This window comes from Sulfitobacter sp. F26204 (assembly GCF_026410305.1).
In the GTDB taxonomy this organism is placed as follows: Bacteria; Pseudomonadota; Alphaproteobacteria; order Rhodobacterales; family Rhodobacteraceae; genus Sulfitobacter.
The window spans coordinates 523,846-544,546 of record NZ_JAPMLQ010000001.1; the positions used below are offsets into that span (position 1 = coordinate 523,846).

Below are 20,701 nucleotides of genomic sequence, written 5' to 3' on the forward strand. Positions count from 1 at the left end.
AATTTCGGGGCAGTGGGTGCCGTGCTTGAATGGTAGCGCCAGTTCCGCTGGTTGTGAGTTGAGGTAAACCGCCAATGTCATCTATGACGCTTTCAAATCTTCGGAAGACAGGCCAATTCGTATCTGGAGAAATGTTTGGCGCCAATGCGGTTTTCCAAGCGACCGATAGCGGCCTGCCGACGGCGGAATATACCGATGCGGCGGAAGTATTGGGCGTCCAGAACATTCGGTTCGGCGGTGGTCAGGCCGATCTGGATCTGACGAAACCCAATGCGGCTGGGGCGTTACCTGTTCCGGGTGAAAATGCAATCAACATCGTTGAGATGACCAACGGCCAACTCTGTGCTGAATTGGTGACCTTTCTTGACTGGTGTTCGGCGGCAACTGCGAACGGTACACCCACCAAAGCTACGCTGATCATTCCGACCAAGCATCTGAACAGCACGGATTATGCCCTCTTCGCAGATCAGATAGAGGTTTTTGCAACCGCTGTCATGCTTCAATACGGCGATGTGATTTCAGCCTTTCAGATGGGCAATGAATACTGGGAGATGGGCGAAACCGCCTATGGCATCAAGGCATCACTGGGGGCCGAAGCACTGGGTCGCGGCATGGTAGCGGCCGGCGTGATCGGTGCGGACCAGCCTGATGTCCTGGTGCAGATGGGTACGGCCGGGAATATGGGGTCCGAATTTCCCGCAACACCTGGCGTTTCAGATTTTGCTGCCCGCAATCAGGCCGCCAACCACCAGATCATTGACCAGCTAAGCGATGAAGCAATTGCCATCATAGATGGCGTGACCGAACATTATTACTACAATAAACAGGACTACACATTTGCCGACATCGACAACGGGGTCAAAAATATCAATAAGGATTATGAAATCTGGGCTGACCGTCTGAGCGATGATCTTGATTTGCACATCACCGAATGGAATGTGAAAACTACCGCTGAAGCACAGCACGGCATGGCCGCGGGATCCAGTATTGTAAAGCAATTCGAAAACATGATCGCCATCGGCGTGGATGGTGCCCATGTCTGGGCGCTGGACTATCATTCGCGCACCGCCTTGACCTTGGATACCGATGAAGGTGTTCGGCTGGATGCGCAGGGGCGTTTGACCAATTCCGCCCAGGGCGCGGTTTTCGGTCTGATGTCCGATGCTTTGGTCGGCAAGGAGTTGATCAAGACCAGTTTTGCCAATGCACTGCCTGACATCGCCGTTACTGCCTATGTCGATGCGCAGGAAATGGTATTTTACATCACATCACGCAGTTTCGAGACAACCGCGTTTACATTGGATCTTGCTTCAAGATTGCCGACCTATGCGCCGGTCACCGGTGTTCAGATATCCATGGATCTGAACAGCTCAAACGGCTTGCAATGGAAAGCTGGCGTCAAGGCCGATAGCGTGCAGATCAATGGGCAACCATATTTTTATAACGAACATGATGTTGATGTGATCCTGAACGACATGGTTTTTGCCGATGCCAGCCAGATCGCGTTAGAGTTGGACCCCTTTGAAGTGGTCGAGCTGACAGTCGCCCTCGGCGGGCCATCCGTGCCTTCCACAGCCGATCAACCAGACTCGATTGGGGCGGTTGACCACAGTCATTTCCGGGGCGACGACAGCGACAACATGATTCAGCTTTCGGACAACCTGACCAATGTCGACGGTGGCGCAGGGATCGATACCCTTGTCGTAAACCTCATGCGGGCAGAGGCGAGCCTCACTTTTGACAATTCCGGCAGCGCGGTCTTGTCAACCGCCAGATCCGCATCTCACGTCACGTTGAGCGACGTGGAGCGGATCAAATTTGTTGATGGCACACTCGCACTTGATGTCTCTGGGAACAGCGGCCAGGCATATCGTCTCTATCAGGCCAGTTTCGATCGTACGCCGGATCAGGCTGGGCTTGAGTTCTGGATGAAGCAACTTGATAGTGGATCGCTTTCCCTGATCGACATTGCGGAAGAATTCCTGACATCCGCGGAATTTGCCGAGGCTTATGGTCAAAATGAAGCGTTGTACGACACACAGTTCATTGATCTTCTCTATGAAAACGTACTGGATAGATTGCCTGATGAGGCCGGATACGCATTTTGGCAATCGCAGGCAGCCCTCGATCTGACGCGCGAGCAAATGCTGGTTTCTTTTTCGGAGAGTGTTGAGAACAAGGCGAATGTGGCCCTCGAAATCAGCGATGGTATCTGGTTCGGCTAATCAAATGCCGGCGCTGGAAATGGCTTGAAACCAGACGCGGTTCCACCGCGTAGTTTACCCCCCCCCTTTCAGATTTTTGCGTAATTGCTATTGACCCCTAGGGTGCGAACCCCGTGCGTACCGGGGTCCTGTCCGGCTGAGGCGATTGGCAGTCGGCTCCAGTTTTGCCCGCAAAAATTCGCCTTGTCTGAGTGCCAGAATCGTTCCACCCTGAGCAGGCTATTTTGGGGCGTTTATTTTCCGAGCTGTCGACCGCGCTTTTTACTCCTCCTTTATTGCCCGAGACTATTCGTTCAAAAGGAATTCGCATATGCTGAGCAGCGCCGAAATCATTGCCCGCTATTATGTAGGCTACTACAATCGTGCGCCTGATCCGCTTGGCTTCGCCTTCTGGATCAATGCCTACAATGAAGGAGTAGCAACGCTCGACATCGCGAATTTCTTTGCTGATCAGGCAGAAACGCGCGCGCTTTATCCCTATTTTTCTGATCCGGCCACTTCGACGCCAGAGGCTTTTATCACCTCGATCTACCAAAATCTTTTCAACCGCGATCCCGACGGGGCAGGCGCGGCGTTCTGGCTTGATGCTTTGACCACCGGCGCGGTGAACACGGGCCAGATGATCGAAGCAATCATCGGCGGCGCGACAACCAATCCCGATTTGGCAGTGGTTCGCAACAAGGTGAGCGCAGGGATCTATTGGGAAGATCAGGCCAATAATTTTACTAATTTTGAATATTCCCAAACAGCGGCGGAATCGGCAACCACCATACTGGATATTGTCACCGACAAAACCGCCAGCCTCACGGAGTCCCGTGCCCAGACCAACAAGTTTTTTGCCACTCTGACAGAGGACAAGGGTACGCCCGACGACGGGCTGACAAATGATGGCAATGAAGAAGACAAGATTGGCCTGTCCGATCAGGGCCCCTTGTCAGAACAGATAGCTTCAGAGGATGAGATCGGCCTGTCGACGTCGCAATCGGCAGATGTCCTGAACCTGACGGCGTTTCGCAATGATGGACGGTTTTCGGGGATTGACGGGCAAGGGGGCACGGTGGTTGTGATCGACACCGGCATTGACCTGAACCATCAGGCGTTTGGCCCCGACGCGGATGACAACGGCGTTGCGGACAGAATAATCTATGCGCGTGATTTTACCAGCGAAGGTGATGGCACCGCCAATGATGTCCAAAGCCACGGATCACATGTGGCATCCATCATCGGATCGTCCGAAGTGGGCTATCTTGGCGTTGCGCCCGGTGTGAATATTGTCGCCTTGCAGGCGCTCGACAATGGCGGTAGCGGCACCTCACGCAGCATAGAAGACAGCCTCAGATGGGTCATCGACAACGCCGAAGCGCTGAACATTGTCGCTGTGAACATGTCGTTAGGTACTGATGAAAACGTGAACATTCAAACGGTGCACCCTGTCTATGGCGATGAATTGCGGTTCCTGGACAACCAATTGGGGGTGACGACCGTTGTTGCTGCAGGAAACTCCTATGAACTTTACGAATTTGAGGGGGCGACGCCCCTGGCAGCAGACCCCTACACGCTCGCGATCGGGGCCGTTGGCGGTCAAGTAATTTCAAGCGGCGACATTGCGGCCTTTTCACAGCGTTCCGCCGATATTCCGACGATTTTCGCACCGGGCGTAGGTATCAATGCCGCAATCCCGGGCGGTGGTGCAGCACATAAAACCGGCACCAGCATGGCTGCGCCACATGTGGCAGGTATGGTCGCGCTGGCTCAGCAACTTGCGCAACAGGAATTGGGGCGATTCCTGTCATCGGGAGAAATGCGCCAGTTGCTGACGCTAACCGGCACCCGTTTCGTCGATGATGCAAATCCTGATGACCGTGTTTTCAACACCGGCGCTGAATATGGGCGTGTCGATATGTTTGAAATGGGGTTGGCGATCCTTGAACTGGCAGGTAGCGGTGGCTCGTTGCCCCCGTCTGACCCTGAAACTCTGCCGCGCAACGGGGACACCATTCCAGACTCTATAGCCACAGATGCCAGAATTGCAGTAGATGGATTTCTGCAAAGCACTGTCAATTACGGAGGCGACCTTGATTATTTCGCGGTTTCGCTGGAGGCGGGGACCTATGAGATTTCACTGAATGGAGCGGCCACAAACAGCGGTACCCTCAGCGATCCGGTGCTGACACTGTTGTCGGGGTCGGGGGCGTTTTTGGCCACCAATGATGATGGGGGCACGGGTCTGAATGCGCTGATCGCATTCACTGTCAGCACAGGCGGGGAATATTACATCAGCGCAGGCGCTTATGGATCAGCAACCGGCAGTTATGAACTGGCGGTTGTTCAGACCGGCGGACACGACAGTGAAATCGGCGATACGGCTGCAACAGCCAGCCTTCTCACCATCGGTCAGCCCGTCACAAACGCGCTGGAATTCGGCGCAGACCGCGACTGGTTTGCGATCGATCTTACGGCTGGTCAAACCTATGTTTTTGACATGGTTGGTGGCACTTTGGCAGATCCATTTCTGTTCTTGTACAACGCAGATGGATCTGCGGTGGGTGCCAATGATGACGGCGGCGCGGGGCAAGATGCCAGTCTGGAATTCACCGCAAACCGTTCAGGAACCCATTACCTTTCGGCAGAGGCCTATTCGAACGCAATGACCGGAACCTATACTCTGTCGGTGGCATCATTGGGCAGTGGCAGTGACGATTTTGCCGATAACATCAGTACAACGGGCGTCCTGATTGCCGAAGGTGGTGCCGCCACAGGCAGGTTAGAACAAAGCGGTGACAGCGATTGGTTTCGCGTCGATGTACAAGGCAATACCACCTATGATTTCCGGCTTGTCGGCACCGGAGGCACCGATACATTGGGAGACCCCTATCTCTACCTGTACGATTCAACTGGAGGGCTGATTGGCTCTGACGATGATGGCGGTGAGGGGCTGACTTCACTCATCAGCTACAGCACCAGCACAAACCACACGATCTATTTGGCCGCTGATGCATTTGGGTCCTCGGCGACCGGGGCATACAGGCTTGAGGCGACGGTAACTTCCCGCACGCAGGTTGATATCGCGGGTGACACCACTACCACTGCGACGCTCGCACCGGGACAATCGATCTTGGGCGCATTGGAAACCCCCGGAGATGCGGACTGGTATGTCGTTAACGTAAACGCGGGGCAGACCTATGACTTTAGCCTAAGCAGAAGCGGCCTTGACCCGATCAACGATCCCTATCTGATCTTGTTGGATGGGTCCGGTAACCTCATTGGTATCGACGATGATGGCGGTGAGGGGCTGAATGCCATGTTGTCCTTTCAGGCTCATGCAAATGGTCGCGTATTTGTCTCGGCCGAAGCCTTTGATCTGGAAAATGACGCAGGCACATATGAAATAAGTTTGGCGTCAACACCGTTTGGCAATGTGGATACCCCGTCAAACACATCTACCACCGTTGGGATTGCGCCGGGCCAATCGTTGATTGGTACGTTGGATGGTCCGGGTGACACAGATTGGTATTTCCTCGATATTGTCGCAGGCCAGAGTTACCAGATTGATCTGACGCGCGGCGGTTCCGCCCCGATCGTCGATCCCTTTCTAGTGATTTTTGATGGTGCGGGTGCCTTTGTCCTATCCGATGACGATGGAGGCAACGGCCTGGACGCCCATTTGGCCATCACGGCCAACACAACCGGCCGTATCTATCTTTCTGCCGAAGCCTATGACATAAACAACGATCTCGGGACTTACGAATTAAGTGTTTTGCAAGGGGTTAGTACGACCTCACTGCAGGGCGTGTCGCATGGTTCCAGTGGTCTGTATGAATAGACGGGCTACAACTTTGGGTGGCTGTTTTGCCATGTTGATGACGGGCTGCACACCGGCTTTCGTGCCGATGGCTCAAGGCATTGATCTTGCGACATTGGATGAAGGGTTCTTTATGTCCGAACAGAAAACCGTGCCATCCAGATCGGGAACGGTTTCGGTCGATGGAGCAACGCTGGAATGGACAGTGGCAAATTCTGTCCTGAACTACAAAATCGCGGTCGAGGTTGTGAATGCCTGTTACAAGGCAGGGCCGTTGACGGTTGAATTTGCCGAAGGGCTTGTTGTTTTGAATGCGGCCCTTGCCTATGAAAAAACAATCTGTGCGCAAGTCTTGCAACAGGTCACCTATGAGGGGAGTCACGAGGTCCCGACAGAGAGCTTTGCAGTGGTTGCACATGTTCATGATGAACGAAGCGGACGTATTACCCAGATCAAATAGTGATGCGCCTATACCTGTCCAAGGCGGCTGGGGCCGACCGTTTCGGGATCAAACCCCTGATCGGTAATATAGGCAGGTATCTGACGACCAAGGATCTGCGCCGCGGCAACTTCTGCCAACGCGGGCGCAGACTGTATGCCATATCCGCCCTGTCCGGCGAGCCAGTAAAAACCATTCACAGAACCCGAAAACCCCGCCACCGGTGCCCCGTCCGGAACAAAACTGCGCAGTCCTGCCCATTTGTTTTCGATCCGGCGCACCTGTAGGTCAAAAGCGGTTTCAATCCGGTCCACACAAATCGCCACATCCAGTTCATCTGGCTGCGCATCACAGGGATCGCTTGGTGTTGCATCTGCGGGCGATACCAGCAGCCGTCCTGCGTCCGGTTTCAGGTAGAATTGTTCCTGCACATCAATGGTAATCGGGTAGTCGCCTATGGCCATCTTGTCAGGCGCAGCAATGATCAGGGCGGTCCGGCGCTTGGGTGTCAGACCGATGTGTTCGGCCCCCGCCCCTTGGCCAATCATACCTGCCCAGGCCCCTGCCGCGTTCACAAGGATTTCGGCACGTATGTCACTGTGTCTGGTTTCAATCTGCCAAGGGTCGCTTTGGGTGATCTTTTGTGCTTCGGCATTGGTGATCAATATTCCGCCCGCCTCTTTGAACTGACGCAAGAACCCCTGGTGCAAGGCGCTCACCTCGATGTCCTGTCCGGCTGTATCAACGAGGGCAGCCTGAGCATAGTTGCTGCGCACCAGCGGGTTCAGGGCGCGCAAACCTGCTTCATCGACAATGCGAACGGTGTCGGTTTTGACTTCGCCTTCCAGCTGATGCAGCGCCGTCAACTGGTCGGCGCGCGCGATCATCATCATGGTGCGCGGCGTAAAGAGAGGGGTGTCGCTAAATCCATCCGGCGGGTTGGTGAAAAACGCTTTGGAGGCGCGGGTCAATGCACGGATCGGGGCGGGGCCATAGCTGGGGGCATAGACAGCGGCTGAACGACCGGTGGTGTGATACCCTGGCTGGCTTTCCATTTCCAACAGGGCGATGCGCTTGCCTGCCTGGGCCAGATAGGCGGCGACCGATGCGCCCGCGATGCCCGCACCGATCACGGCGATGTCGAATTCCTGTGCCATGGCATCCTCGATGAAAGTTTCCCGGTGTTCTGACCTTCATTTGCTACGCTGGATCCGCCTTTGGCAAGCATGAGGATCTCGCTACGATCAAAGGTAATTGGCCAACAACGAGATCAGGCCGCAAGTTCCGATTGGAACTTGCGGCCTGATCCTTCCAATTCGCGGACTTGGTTTACAGGCTGGCTTCCAGAGCGGCGAGGATAGCATCGCCCATGTCTGTCGTACTGATCGGTGTGCCGCCTTCCGGGCCCATCAGGTCAGCTGTCCGCGCACCGTCGGCCAATACCTTTTCAACAGCGCTTTCCAGACGGGTGGCTTCTGCGCCCTGATCAAAGGAATAGCGCAGTGCCATGGCAAAGCTGAGAATACAGGCAATGGGATTTGCCTTTCCCTGTCCGGCAATGTCCGGAGCAGAGCCGTGAACCGGTTCATACATTGCTTTGGGGCGGCCCTCGGCATTGGGGGCACCAAGGGACGCAGAAGGCAACATGCCAAGCGAGCCGGTCAGCATCGCAGCACAATCAGACAGGATGTCACCAAAGAGGTTGTCGGTGACGATAACGTCAAACTGCTTGGGCGCGCGAACCAATTGCATTGCACCATTATCTGCGTACATGTGGGACAACTCGACATCGGGGTAATCTTCGTCGTGAACCTTTTGCACGACTTCGCGCCACAGGATGCCGGATTCCATCACGTTGGCTTTTTCCATTGAACAAACCTTGTTGCTGCGACGGCGTGCCAGTTCAAATGCAGAGCGCGCAACGCGGTCGATCTCTGATTCCGTATAACGCTGGGTGTTTATTCCTACACGTTCGTTGCCCTCTTCAATGATGCCACGGGGCTCACCGAAATAGACCCCGGAGGTCAGTTCGCGTACGATCATGATGTCGAGGCCTGCAACCAATTCGCGCTTGAGCGAAGAGAAATCGGCCAGCGCATCAAAGCACTGTGCAGGCCGTAGGTTTGAAAACAGGTCCATTTCCTTGCGCAGGCGCAGCAGGCCGCGTTCTGGTTTCACGCTGAAATCAAGGTCATCGTATTTCGGGCCACCGACGGCACCCAGCAGGACAGCGTCCACCTCCAGAGCGCGCGCCATGGTGTCGTCATGTAGTGGGGTACCGTGCTTGTCATAGGCCGCGCCACCGACAAGATCATGCTCAACATCAAAGGGCAGGTCGCGCTTGGCACCGAACCAGTCGATGATACGGGTTACCTGACCCATGACTTCGGGGCCGATGCCGTCACCGGCAAGGATAAGAAGGGTTGGGTTGGCCATAGGGCGCTCCTTGAACATATATGTATTGGGCGGACGTAGCCTGATGGGCTCTGAGGGTCAAGAACGCCTAGCGCGTGAGGTCAACCCAGACAAGTGAATGACGGCTTGCGGTGGGATCCGCCATCACAACCTTGGCATCCGCAACTTTCCAGTCTGCGGAAGGCAGAACATAGTCCACACGCATCGGACCGGTCTGAGCGAAGGTGACGGTTGGCTGCCCCGGAAGCGGATCTTGCAACCGCGGATCGTTCAGCAAGTTCCGCATGGCAATGCTGCGCCCTTCGCCCCTGTCCGGGTCCAGGTTGGCACCGCCCATCAGGATGAACCGTGCTTCGGGCGAGGGGCCAAACGCGCCATCGAGGTAGTGGCTCCAAAACGCTGTCTCATCGTGGTTGCGTTTTCCGTTGCGATCTTCGGGCCCGTCAAACACCGGTGGCGCGGCATGGTAGGCAAGGATCGTAACAGGGCCCAGGGTCGGATGATCAATCGGTATGACCCAGTGCCCATGAGAGGACAGTCGCTGAACCGCTCGGGCCTTTGCACTGGGGTAGGGTAGGCCATCTGTCTCTGGCGACAGGGCGTGCGGCAGGTTCTGCCACAGCATTTCAGAATGGTCCTGAACATCATGCAACAATACTGGATATTTCGACAGTAACGCCATGCTGCCTTGCCCGTAAAAGTGGCCGTAACTCTGGGCATCGCCCGGCCCGCCGGTGTTACCATCCCCGTCCATGTCATAGGCAGTCATGCGGCCAGCGTTGGGCGGAGCGGAAAAATGGTGAGGGTAGTCTGCCTCTTGCGCCAGAGCGGCCAGTGCAAGGTTTTGCATGTCATAGTCGATGCCTTGCAGGATAATCACATCCGGCCGGGCGTTGGTGATCTGTGCCAGGACTGCATTGATCTGCGCATCCGTGCCGGCAAGTATGTCACGTAGCAACAGGCCGGGGCCTTTGCGAGAGAGGTCAGTATTGAAAGTCGCGACACGCAGTGTGTCTGCGGTTGCCAAAGTCCCCAGAAGGCTTAGGCAAAGGGCGATCAGGCCGCTTGCATGCCATCTTCGGCCTCGGCGTATGTTCTGCGGCGTTTGTCTTCGATCATCTCTGCCACACGGCCCATCGCGATGCCGCGCATGATCATGCTTGCAGGAAGAAAGGCCCATGCGGTGATTGTCCAGATGATTGTTTGCGGGTTCTGCAATGAAATCGGGTCTATCAGATCAACCGCCGCTTTGACCACTGCGGGGATGAGGAACGGAAGCAGGAAGCCGAGGGCAATATTCACGCGCGCATCACGCTGAAGCCGGTTCAACACATCGCCGCCAGCGGTTGGATCGAACAAAGGTAGATTGACCCAAACGTTGAATGCTCCCTGACGGGCTGGCCACCCCATGATGCGCACCAAGATCAAAAAGGCGGTCATCGCGATAAGAGAAACAAGATAGGCGATGCCTGCCGTAATGCGCATGGAGGACACCAGGGTAGGCTCTGAATCGGTGGGCAACATCAGCACGACAAGACGTACCGGCGAATAGGGGAAATCGATGGCGTTGCCAATGATCGTGCCAAGTGATGTCAAACCGTCGGTCAATAACGAGGGCTCTGACTGGCCTTTGAAGATGAGGCTGAGCATCATGACCGTGGTTGCTAAAGCAATGAAACGCAGACGGTTGAATGGTGGCGCGTCGCGGAATTCGACAATGCTGGGCAGGGTGGAATTATATTCAACAAAGGTCAGGAACGCGGCCAGAAAGGCCACCAAAACAGTTATTTGCGTGGAGTCTATCGCTGCATCTGGCAGCAAGAGCGCCGGTGTGGCAATCAAAATGGCCACCATCAGACCCCGCGTTGCCGCGCCTGTCATTCGTCCTATCACTACTTTGCCCTTCCAAATCGGCCAGACGCGATACATGCCGCGTTCTTGTCCCAACTTGTCGTCCCCAGAAACCCGGAGACTTGCCTCATTTCTGCCCAATTTGTGCCTTCTTTCGCCTCAGTCCTCAAGTCACTGGTCAACGATCGGTAATAGCTAGGGCGATTTGAGGGAGAGGGTGGTGCGTTCTTGCATCTATTTCAGGGCAGAAAAAAGGCGGGTCGCAAGATATTGTGGGCACCGCAGGAGTGCCCACAAGGTTCGCGTAAAACGTGTGCGGCACACGTGTTAATTGATCAACGCATTCTCAGACCCAGGGCCGGCTTTGAGCGGCGGCGGCCTCAAAGGAATCGATGGCGGCGGCTTTTTCCATGGTCAGTCCAATGTCATCGAGGCCATTCATCAGGCAATGCTTTTTGAAGGAGTCGACTTCAAACGAGAAGACTTCGCCGTCCGAGGTGGTCACGGTCTGTGCTTCAAGGTCGATGGACATACGGGCGTTGGCCCCTTTTTCTGCGTCCTTCATCAGAACATCGATTTGTTCCTGGGGCAGGGCGATGGGCAAGATGCCGTTCTTAAAGCAGTTATTATAGAAAATATCGGCGTAGCTGGGCGCGATGATACAGGTGATGCCAAAGTCGGCGATGGCCCATGGCGCGTGTTCGCGTGAGGACCCACAGCCAAAGTTATCGCCGGCCACAAGGATCTGCGCATCGCGGTACTGTGGTTTGTTCAGCACGAAATCCGGGATCTCGTTGCGGTCGTCATCATAGCGCATTTCATCAAACAGGTTCACCCCAAGGCCGGAGCGCTTGATGGTTTTGAGGAACTGCTTGGGAATGATCATATCGGTATCGATGTTGATCAGCGGCAGGGGGGCGGCGATGCCGGTCAGTTTGTCGAATTTGTTCATCTTAATGAACTCCTAATTTTGAACCACAAGATGTGGTGGTGTGGGGGAGATGTTTCAGGGGGTGCCACCTGTGCACCCTGCGTACACCCCCCATGCACCGCCGCAGTGCGGCATGCGGCACGGGAGGTGGGGCAGTGCCTTACATCATCTCCCGCACATCGGTCAGCTTGCCTGTGATCGCCGCTGCTGCGGCCATCGCGGGTGACATCAGGTGGGTGCGTCCGCCCCGGCCCTGACGGCCCTCGAAGTTGCGGTTGGATGTTGCCGCGCAGCGCTCGCCGGGGGAGAGCTGGTCGGGGTTCATCGCAAGACACATGGAGCACCCGGCAAGGCGCCATTCGAATCCTGCGTCAATGAAGATTTCGGCAAGTCCTTCTTCCTCGGCCTGGGCGCGGACAAGGCCGGAACCGGGGACAACCATCGCGCGGATGCCGTCTTTCTTTTTCTTGCCCTTCAGGATTTCCGCGGCGGCACGCAGGTCTTCGATGCGGCCATTGGTACAGGACCCGATAAATACGGTGTCGATTTCGACGTCGGCCAGCGGTGTCCCGGCGGTCAGCCCCATGTAATCGAGCGAACGCTGTGCGGCCTCTACCTTGCCACCCTTGAAGTCGGAAGGGGCAGGCACATTTGCCGTGATGGGCAGAACGTCCTCTGGTGAGGTGCCCCAGGTCACGACCGGTGCAATGTCTTCTCCCTTGAGTGTGATCACCTGATCCCAGACGGCATCATCGTCAGAATAGAGGGTCTTCCACCAGTCCATCGCGGCCTCCCATTGTGCACCCTTGGGGGCGTGGGGACGACCCTTGCAATATTCAAAGGTTTTTTCATCGGGCGCGATCAGGCCGGCGCGCGCGCCGCCCTCAATCGCCATATTGCAGACGGTCATACGTCCTTCCATGGACAAATCGCGAATCGCCTCGCCACAATATTCGATGACATAGCCGGTGCCGCCAGCAGTGCCGGTGACGCCGATAACAGACAGGGTGATGTCTTTGGCCGTGACACCGGGGCGCAGTTTTCCGGTGATCTCAACCTTCATGTTTTTGGACTTTTTCTGGATCAGTGTTTGCGTTGCCAGCACATGTTCGACTTCGGAAGTGCCGATACCATGAGCCAATGCGCCGAATGCACCATGGGTGGCTGTGTGGCTGTCCCCACAAACCACGGTCATGCCGGGCAGTGTCCAACCCTGTTCTGGGCCGACGATGTGAACAATGCCCTGACGTACGTCAGACACCGGATAATAATGGATGCCAAAATCCTTGGCATTCTTGTCGAGCGCTTCGACCTGAATGCGGCTGTCTTCGGTCATGGTGGCAGCATTGGCGCGATCAAGCGTGGTGGGTACGTTGTGATCAGGCACGGCGATGGTTTTGTCGGGGGCGCGCACAGTGCGGTTTGTCATGCGCAGACCTTCGAATGCCTGTGGGCTGGTCACTTCATGAACGAGGTGACGGTCGATATAGAGCAGGCAGGTGCCATCTTCGGCCTCATGAGCGAGATGGGCATCCCAGATTTTATCATAGAGCGTTTTGGGGGACATTTGGTCCACTCCCGTATTGTAAGGTTGATAAGCAGTCAAAATGCGGCGCAGCCGCGGAAGGCGGGCGTTTATAGCTGGGCCAGCACTGTGCGGGTCGCCCCGAAGAAGCGTTCGCGCAAGCGGTCACGGTCTGTTGAATCGATTATGCGTTTCATAGGTCTCAGATACCTGTCAAAGGCATGTGCTGCAAGGGCCGCAGGGTTGCAGACACGCGGTGTGCATGCAACGATTTCTGTAAACAGGAGAAGTCATGAACGAAGTCACCGACCCCTTTGCCGAATTTGTTGCAACGATTGAAACGCTTTGGGTCACTGCCATCAACTTTCTGGCTGGTGTGGCAACGCCGGGATGGAAGCAAAACCAGTTGTTCATCCTGATCGGACTGGTGGCAATCGCATGGCTTTTGCATGCCAGCAGCGGCAATTTTGTGGAGCGCTATGTGCGGTCGCATGAAGGTTGGGCCAAGTGGCAGTTGCGGATGATTGTCCAGATCAAGCGGCAGCTTGGCTTGATCTGGTTCGCCCTGATGGCATGGACGGTCTATCTGGTGATGCAGAACATCACCTGGCCTTCGCGGTCCTATCTCATCGGGTTGGCGGCGACCTTGACTGCGGTTTGGGTGTGTACGGCCTTTGCATCCCGTCTTGTGCGCAATCGTCCGCTCAGGCGGACTGTCAAATGGGCGATGTGGATCTATGCCACGCTGTATCTGTTGAACGTATCCGATGATGTTGCAGTATTTCTGGACAAGGTCGGTCTGGAGCTGGGTGGTTTCCGGCTGTCCCTGTTGACGCTGCTTACCGCTGTTGTGGTGATAGGGGTGTTGTTCACAATGGCACGGATCATCAGTCAGGCGACCTCATCGACGATCCGCAAGAACGAAGACATCAGCCCATCAATGCAGGTTCTGGCGGTCAAGGGTGTGCAACTGGCGCTTTATGGCATGGCCTTCTATCTGGGGGTCAAGGCGGTTGGTATTGATTTGACCGGTCTTGCGGTGTTGTCGGGTGCGATTGGTGTCGGCCTTGGTTTTGGCTTGCAGAAGGTGGTATCCAACCTTGTGTCGGGTGTGATCATCCTGTTGGACAAGTCAATCAAGCCCGGTGATGTGATCTCTCTCGGAGAGACCTTTGGCTGGATACAGACACTGGGTGCGCGCTATGCCTCGGTGGTCACGCGGGACGGCAAGGAATATCTGATCCCGAATGAGGATCTGATCACCGGACAAGTGGTCAACTGGTCCCATTCCAATGATTTTGTGCGTTTGGATATTCATTTCGGCACCGCATATGGCGATGATCCGCATCAGGTGCGCAAGCTGGCGGTTGCTGCGGCGGCGGGTGTGGAGCGCGTGTTGAGTTTCAAACCGCCCGTCTGTCATATCGTGGGATTTGGCGACAGTTCGGTGGATTACATCCTGCGCTTCTGGATCAGGGACCCCACAGGCGGTTTGACGAATATTCGCGGCAATGTGTATCTGGCCTTGTGGGACACCTTTCAGGAACATGAGATTTCTATCCCCTTCCCGCAGCGCGAGGTGTTGATGCTGGACAACAGCAAGTTGTCGGTCAGCACGCCCGACAAGGATTGAATTGCGGCGGGCACCGGGTACATTGCGCGGGATGGATGAAGGAGCGACGACAGGCATGACGGACAGGCGACCGGTTGTGTTGATCCTGGGCAGCGGGCCGAATGTGACGGTAGCGACGGATTGGCCCGCATCATGGTTTGATCGCATTGTCGTGATGAACAATGCCTGGCGGGTGCGCCCGGATTGGGATGTTCTGGTCTATCCCGAGGATTTTCCCGGCCGGAAAATGCCGCCTGCGGAGTGCTGGGATCGGCAATTGATCGGGGCGGCGGCCTTTGTGCCGGCACAGAACCTTTATGGCGGGTTTGTGCATGCGGGGGCGACGATGGCCTTTACCACGGCCTATTGGGCATTGGCCGCGCTGGACCCTGGTGTGTTGGCGTTCATGGGCTGCGATATGGTCTATCCCGTGACGGGTGACACCCATTTTTACGGCAAGGGCAAGGCGGATCCGCTGCGAAAGGACATTTCCCTGCGGGATCTGGGGGCGAAATCGGCACGGTTGGCGATGATCGCGGCAGCGCAACATTGCGCCTGTGTGAACCTGTCGACAGGCGAATCGTCGTTGGTGTTCGAGCGGGCCAGACCGGAGCGATTGCGCGGCGGAATCGCGCCGGTGCAGGTCAACCGTGGCAAGGTGGCCGCCCTGCGCGAGCGGGAAGCTGCGCTGGGATATGAAACGCCCACCGGGCGCTACCGGAACGATGTGGCGGCCTATGATATGGGAGAATTGGAACAAATTGATGCGGGCTGGCGTGCGCTGCTGATCGAATCGAGCTGAGCGGGGACATGGGGCTGGTCATCTGCGATTGTTTTGTGCCAATGACGGCCGGTAATGTCACAGTTGTGCCCCTTGTCATTGAAAAGTTACGTTGGCGTTGTTAAACTTAGGTATTCCCCAGCGCCGGGGGCAAGGCGGCGCGCCCAAAGGAGGACAATGTCCTGGCTCTACATACTGACGCATCCCTGCATGCGAAACCAGAGGCGGCGCTGATGGCGCGTACTTCTGATATGACTTCAAGCGACGCGCTGTTGGTCAGCATCCTTCAAACCCTTGAAGACGACAAAGCGGAAGACATCGTGCAGATCGATCTGCGCGGCAAGACCGAGATCGGCGATCACATGGTGGTGTGTTCGGGTCGTTCGACCCGTCAAGTTTCCGCGATTTCGGAAAAGCTGGCGCAGATGATCAAGGATGAGTTCGGCCGTACCCCCAAGATCGAGGGCAAGGATGTCGGCGACTGGGTTCTGATTGATGCAGGCGACGTGATTGTACATGTTTTCCGTCCCGAAGTTCGCGAATTCTACCAGTTGGAAAAGATGTGGATGGACGGCGGCGAAGTCGCTGCGCCGCAAAGCTGATCTGACAGGCCGCGCATCATGCGCATTCATATCTGTGCGGTGGGCCGTCTGAGGGCGGGCCCCGAGAAGGAACTCATCGACGACTATCTGAACCGGTTTGAGCGGACGGGACGGTCCTTGGGCCTTGGCCCTGCCCGTATCGTCGAGGTCGAAGACAAGAAGGGTGGCGGCATGGCAGCCGAAGCCGGTTTGCTGGAACGTGCGCTGCCCAGCGGTGCGTTGATCTGTGTGCTGGATGAACGCGGGCGCGTTGAAACCTCTCCAGATTTCGCAAAACGTCTGGGTGGCTGGCGCGACATGGGGCGCGGCGACGTTGCCTTTGTCATTGGCGGGGCGGACGGTATCGACAAGGCGTTGCGGGGGCGGGCCGATCATGCGCTGTCCTTTGGCAAAATGGTCTGGCCGCATATGATGGTGCGGGTGATGTTAAGCGAACAATTGTATCGTGCGACGTCCATTCTGGCGGGCGGGCCGTATCACCGGGTCTAGAGGTGTACATGGACAGACCTTTGTGTCTGTCCATGCTGTGATCGGCTTACTTCATAGAATTAAGGCCGAACATATTGCCTTCGCTGTCCTGACAGACACAGACCCAGCCATATTCGCCAATTGAAAACTTGGGTTGAATGACCTTGCCCCCGGCCACCTCAACGCGGGCTTGTTCGACAGCGCAATCCTGGGACGCGAAATAGACGATGGTGCCGCCGACGCCCGGTTTTGCATGTGGCGCTTTGGTCAAGGCACCGGCGGCACCGTAGTTGCCCATGTCCGCGGGAAAACTCATCATCTGGGATTCGCCGGTTGGATCACCCATCGACTCAAGCTTGCGGTCCAGCACGGTCTCGTAAAAAATGGTGGCCCGATCCAGGTCGTCCACGTAAATGTCAAACCATACAACTGCGTTCATCCGAGACATGTTCAATTCCTTCTTATGTCGTTCGTGAGGCAGATCTAGCGGGGCTGGACCCTCAAGTATTGTAGATTTCAGACATCAAATTTTTTCGCGTATTTTCCAGGCGTGTACCCCGTGGCTTTGCGAAACGAGTGGATAAAGTGGGACTGATCGGCATAGGACAGCGACGGATCACCGATCAAGGCCTGTTGCAGGCGCAGCACCTTGAGAAAGTCATGCGGGGTGAATCCGGTTGTCCGTTTGAGCGTGCGTTGGAGTTGGCGGGGAGACAGGTTTGAAACCTCAGCCATATCCGCAACAGAGTAGATGCTATCGAGGTGGTTGAAAATTCTCTCGGTGACGGGGTTGGAGACTACGAAACCCTGTTCGACCAGACCTTCAACCAAGGCCGTCAGGACGGATTGGTTTGCGGCGAAATCCTGTTTCACCAGCGATTGATTGGTCGGGATCAAGGGCAGATCACCGGTATAGGGGCTGTCGATCATGCCGTAAGACACCTGTTCAAGAGCGTTCTGCCAGACACCGGGCAGAAAGCGGATGTTGATGTAGCGGAAGATGCGGCCGAGGTTCAGCTCTTCGGAAGAGGCGCGGAGTTTGGTGACGCCAGTTACCTGCGGGTTGAGCTGGTCAAATACTATGTAGGTGCAGGCATCCGGCAATGCGTGAAAGCGGTAGTCGTCGGGCAGGGCCCCTTTGGTATCGAGTTCCAGAAACCGATGCACAATGCCGCGTAGGTGCTCTGGTGGTTCTGTTTCAACAAAGCTGACGGATTTCGCCGTCTTTTCCCTGCTGTTGCCCTTGGGGTTATACATCTTGCTGCGCTTCTTGTTCGCTTGGGTTTAGGTCAGAAGGGCGGCTATTCGTTGCCGTATTTCGGGACGGCAAGCATGTCGAGGCGCCGTTTTCGCGGGCAGGAGTGACAGGTTACCTGAGTTTCACCTTTTTAATTTCTTGCGACCAACCGTTGACGGTATCGTGCGCCTGAATGCCGACTTCGCTAAGTTCGGCTGGCAGTTTCACACCTGACAGGGAGCGGGTGAAAGGTTGTTCGGTGACATGGGGGTGCGCGAGGTTGCGCAGGCCCAGGACATTACCCTGCATATCGACAATACGCCAAGCGTCGACATAATCATCCCATCCGGTGTCGTTGTGGCGCAAGGTGACATCGAAGGTCCAGGTTGAATCGACCTTTCTGACGGAGACCTCCTGTATGGTGGGGGCATCCGCAAAGGCGGTCGAACAGCTGAGGACAAGAACGGTAAGACAGCGTTTGAACATGCTAAAACCAATCATGATATATTGGGTATATAATCCACTGTACCATTATTCCAAGAGTATGCCACGTGACTGGGAAGCGAATTCTCGCCGCCAGATCACAATAAGTGTCAAAATTGCACCAGCCAGCAGCAGGAGGGCGCCACCCAGCCAGCAAATCGCGGCCAGTGCAAAATAAACGGAGCGCAGTCCGCGATTGAAGCTGCGGGCCGCTGTGACATTCACTTCGCCGGTTTTATGGGCCATTTTGGGAGCGTTGGGATGTGCCGGATCATTTGGCACTGCACCCATGAGGACGGAGCAATAACCAAATAGGCGGTTGGACCAGACGAATTTCAAAAAAGCGTTGGTGAGAAAGAACACAACCAACAGGAGTTTGATTTCAAAAACGACCGGCGGTTGGTGCATCAGCGTGAGATCTTGAGCGACGCCCACGAGGCGTTCTGAATTGCCGATAACAGCCAGAGTACCGCCAAGGGCGATCATGGAAGTGGAGGCAAAGAAGGACGTACTTTGCCGCAGGGTCGCGAGGGTCTGAGCGTCAAAGATGCGCGGGTCACGGGTGAGCATCTGTTGCATCCATTCGCGACGATAGTCGGCCATGAGGCGCGAAACCGATGGTTTGCGGCTGCCGTTTTCGATCCGCCAGCCGATCAACAGCCAGAGGGTCAGGAGCGTCGCAACAGCGGCGAGATCAAGGGCGGAAAACAGGGCAAGGCGATCGGTCCAGTTCATGTTACCGTCTTAGGGCGAAGAGATGCGGCTTGCCAGTGGGTATGATTGGTCATATTAATTTACCAAAATAGCGCGCGGGAGTGCCGTCAAGGAGACAAGTCATGCAAATGCCCATCCCGAATGCTGATGTGATTGCCCGCAAGGCCCGTGTTGTCGCGCGCCTGCTAAAGGTTTTGCCAGCGGATGCGGTGATACATGCTGAGCGCGAGACCAAAGCCTATGAGTGTGACGCACTGACGGCCTATCGCTGTCCGCCCCTGATTGCGGTGTTGCCGTCATCGACCCGTGAGGTGTCCGAAGTCTTGCGCATTTGTCACGAAGAGGGTGTGCCGGTGGTGCCGCGTGGTTCGGGCACTTCTTTGGCGGGGGGGGCCTTGCCGACGGCGGATTGTGTGATTCTCGGTGTGGCGCGCATGAATGAGGTGATCGAGACGGATTATGACAACAGGCTGATCCGGGTACAGGCGGGGCGCACGAATTTGTCGGTGACCGGCGCGGTGGAAGCGGATGGTTTCTTTTACGCACCGGACCCGTCGTCGCAGCTGGCCTGTGCCATTGCGGGCAATATCGCGATGAACTCCGGCGGGGCGCATTGTTTGAAATACGGAGTGACCACCAACAACCTGCTGGGCGTGACCATGGTGATGATGGACGGTGAGGTGATTGAAATCGGCGGTGGGTATATGGATGCCGGCGGGCTGGATTTGCTGGGTGTGATCTGCGGGTCTGAAGGGCAGTTGGGAGTGGTCACCGAAGCGACCCTGCGCATCCTGCCAAAGCCCGAAGGGGCGCGGCCCGTGCTGATGGGGTTTGATGACAACGCGGTTGCCGGGGCCTGTGTGAGCGACATCATCAAGGCGGGTGTTTTGCCGGTTGCGATTGAATTCATGGACCGGCCCTGTATCGAAGCGACCGAGGCCTTTGCCAAGGCGGGCTATCCGATGTGCGAGGCGCTGCTGATCGTCGAGGTTGAAGGGTCCGATGCGGAGATCGATCACCAGTTGGCAATGATCATGGAGATCGCCCGGCGGCACAATCCGGTCGAGCTGCGCGAGAGCAGGTCGGCGCAGGAGAGTGCGGCGATCTGGCTCGGGCGGAAGTCGGCCTTTGGCGCGATGGGGCAAATCAATGATTACATGTGTCTGGACGGGACGATCCCGGTCAGTGCTTTGCCACAGGTGTTGCGCCGTATCGGCGAGATGTCCGAGGCCTATGGGTTGAATGTGGGGAATGTGTTTCATGCGGGGGATGGAAACATGCATCCGCTGATCCTGTTTGACGCCAACAAACCCGGCGATCTGGAGCGTTGCGAGGCCTTTGGTGCGGAGATTCTGAAGCTATGCGTTGAGGTTGGCGGCTGTCTGACGGGCGAACATGGGGTCGGCATTGAAAAGCGCGACCTGATGTATGTGCAATATGACGCGGCAGATCTGGAAGCACAGATGGCGGTGAAGGATGTGTTTGATCCTGCCTGGTTGTTGAACCCAGCCAAGGTGTTCCCGCTGGATGCATCGGCGGCACGACGTGTCGGGGCGCTGGCGGCGCAATGACCGCGGGCGGGTGGCGTCCGACGCGAGTGCGGACGGTATATAAGG

General features: G+C 56.2%; 18 protein-coding genes. 8 read left to right on the forward strand and 10 right to left on the reverse strand.

What is annotated here, in order from left to right; genetic code table 11:
* Positions 1–131 precede the first annotated feature (131 nt).
* From OS190_RS02475 to OS190_RS02485, 3 genes are all read left to right on the forward strand, one after another.
* Positions 132–2,225: a DUF4214 domain-containing protein gene (locus OS190_RS02475; RefSeq protein WP_267157076.1), complete on the forward strand. Its 2,094-nt coding sequence runs from the start codon at positions 132–134 to the stop codon at positions 2,223–2,225.
* A 310-nt stretch (positions 2,226–2,535) separates the two neighbouring features.
* Positions 2,536–6,048, forward strand: coding sequence for a S8 family serine peptidase (locus OS190_RS02480; RefSeq protein WP_267157077.1), 3,513 nt, complete (start codon positions 2,536–2,538; stop codon positions 6,046–6,048).
* Positions 6,041–6,487: a hypothetical protein gene (locus OS190_RS02485; protein WP_267157078.1), complete on the forward strand. Its 447-nt coding sequence runs from the start codon at positions 6,041–6,043 to the stop codon at positions 6,485–6,487. Before OS190_RS02480 ends, OS190_RS02485 begins: the two co-directional genes overlap by 8 nt.
* Before the next feature lie 8 nt (positions 6,488–6,495).
* Here the strand turns inward: OS190_RS02485 and OS190_RS02490 are convergent, their stop codons facing one another.
* The 6 genes from OS190_RS02490 to leuC form a co-directional block, all read right to left on the reverse strand.
* Positions 6,496–7,623, reverse strand: a complete 1,128-nt coding sequence (locus OS190_RS02490) for an NAD(P)/FAD-dependent oxidoreductase (protein ID WP_267157079.1) — start codon at positions 7,621–7,623, stop codon at positions 6,496–6,498.
* A 172-nt stretch (positions 7,624–7,795) separates the two neighbouring features.
* Positions 7,796–8,902 carry a 3-isopropylmalate dehydrogenase gene (gene leuB / locus OS190_RS02495; RefSeq protein WP_267157080.1) on the reverse strand — a complete coding sequence of 369 codons (1,107 nt, stop codon included), beginning with the start codon at positions 8,900–8,902 and terminating at the stop codon, positions 7,796–7,798.
* 67 nt (positions 8,903–8,969) lie between these two features.
* The gene (locus OS190_RS02500; RefSeq protein ID WP_323370557.1) at positions 8,970–9,908 is read right to left on the reverse strand and encodes an endonuclease/exonuclease/phosphatase family protein; all 939 of its coding nucleotides are present in this window, start codon (positions 9,906–9,908) and stop codon (positions 8,970–8,972) included.
* A gap of 29 nt (positions 9,909–9,937) precedes the next feature.
* Positions 9,938–10,762 carry a hypothetical protein gene (locus OS190_RS02505; RefSeq protein WP_267157082.1) on the reverse strand — a complete coding sequence of 275 codons (825 nt, stop codon included), beginning with the start codon at positions 10,760–10,762 and terminating at the stop codon, positions 9,938–9,940.
* Between the two features lie 316 nt (positions 10,763–11,078).
* On the reverse strand, positions 11,079–11,684 hold the full coding sequence (gene leuD, locus OS190_RS02510) for a 3-isopropylmalate dehydratase small subunit (protein ID WP_267157083.1): 606 nt from the start codon (positions 11,682–11,684) through the stop codon (positions 11,079–11,081).
* Positions 11,685–11,823: 139 nt separating this feature from the next.
* Positions 11,824–13,230: a 3-isopropylmalate dehydratase large subunit gene (gene leuC / locus OS190_RS02515; RefSeq protein ID WP_267157084.1), complete on the reverse strand. Its 1,407-nt coding sequence runs from the start codon at positions 13,228–13,230 to the stop codon at positions 11,824–11,826.
* Positions 13,231–13,480: 250 nt separating this feature from the next.
* Here leuC and OS190_RS02520 point away from each other — a divergent pair, with 250 nt between their 5' ends.
* The 4 genes from OS190_RS02520 (at position 13,481) to rlmH (ending at position 16,672) form a co-directional block, all read left to right on the forward strand.
* A complete protein-coding gene (locus OS190_RS02520; protein WP_267157085.1) occupies positions 13,481–14,821 on the forward strand; it encodes a mechanosensitive ion channel family protein in 1,341 nt (446 codons plus the stop codon).
* Positions 14,822–14,876: 55 nt separating this feature from the next.
* Positions 14,877–15,602: a hypothetical protein gene (locus OS190_RS02525; RefSeq protein WP_267157086.1), complete on the forward strand. Its 726-nt coding sequence runs from the start codon at positions 14,877–14,879 to the stop codon at positions 15,600–15,602.
* 212 nt (positions 15,603–15,814) lie between these two features.
* On the forward strand, positions 15,815–16,183 hold the full coding sequence (rsfS, locus tag OS190_RS02530) for a ribosome silencing factor (protein WP_267157087.1): 369 nt from the start codon (positions 15,815–15,817) through the stop codon (positions 16,181–16,183).
* 18 nt (positions 16,184–16,201) lie between these two features.
* Complete coding sequence (rlmH, locus tag OS190_RS02535) at positions 16,202–16,672, forward strand: 23S rRNA (pseudouridine(1915)-N(3))-methyltransferase RlmH (protein ID WP_267157088.1); 471 nt, start codon at positions 16,202–16,204, stop codon at positions 16,670–16,672.
* Between the two features lie 46 nt (positions 16,673–16,718).
* On the opposite strand, the gene OS190_RS02540 is transcribed toward rlmH, so the two are convergent.
* The 4 genes from OS190_RS02540 to OS190_RS02555 form a co-directional block, all read right to left on the reverse strand.
* The gene (locus tag OS190_RS02540; RefSeq protein WP_267157089.1) at positions 16,719–17,099 is read right to left on the reverse strand and encodes a VOC family protein; all 381 of its coding nucleotides are present in this window, start codon (positions 17,097–17,099) and stop codon (positions 16,719–16,721) included.
* Between the two features lie 68 nt (positions 17,100–17,167).
* Complete coding sequence (locus tag OS190_RS02545; protein ID WP_267157090.1) at positions 17,168–17,908, reverse strand: AraC family transcriptional regulator; 741 nt, start codon at positions 17,906–17,908, stop codon at positions 17,168–17,170.
* A gap of 112 nt (positions 17,909–18,020) precedes the next feature.
* Positions 18,021–18,374, reverse strand: a complete 354-nt coding sequence (locus OS190_RS02550; protein ID WP_267157091.1) for a hypothetical protein — start codon at positions 18,372–18,374, stop codon at positions 18,021–18,023.
* Positions 18,375–18,419: 45 nt separating this feature from the next.
* The gene (locus OS190_RS02555) at positions 18,420–19,106 is read right to left on the reverse strand and encodes a DUF599 domain-containing protein (RefSeq protein WP_267157092.1); all 687 of its coding nucleotides are present in this window, start codon (positions 19,104–19,106) and stop codon (positions 18,420–18,422) included.
* Between the two features lie 101 nt (positions 19,107–19,207).
* Between OS190_RS02555 and OS190_RS02560 the strand changes: the two genes are divergently transcribed.
* Positions 19,208–20,656 (forward strand): FAD-linked oxidase C-terminal domain-containing protein, encoded by a 1,449-nt coding sequence (locus OS190_RS02560; protein ID WP_267157093.1) that lies wholly within the window; start codon positions 19,208–19,210, stop codon positions 20,654–20,656.
* The last annotated feature ends 45 nt before the right edge of the window (positions 20,657–20,701 follow it).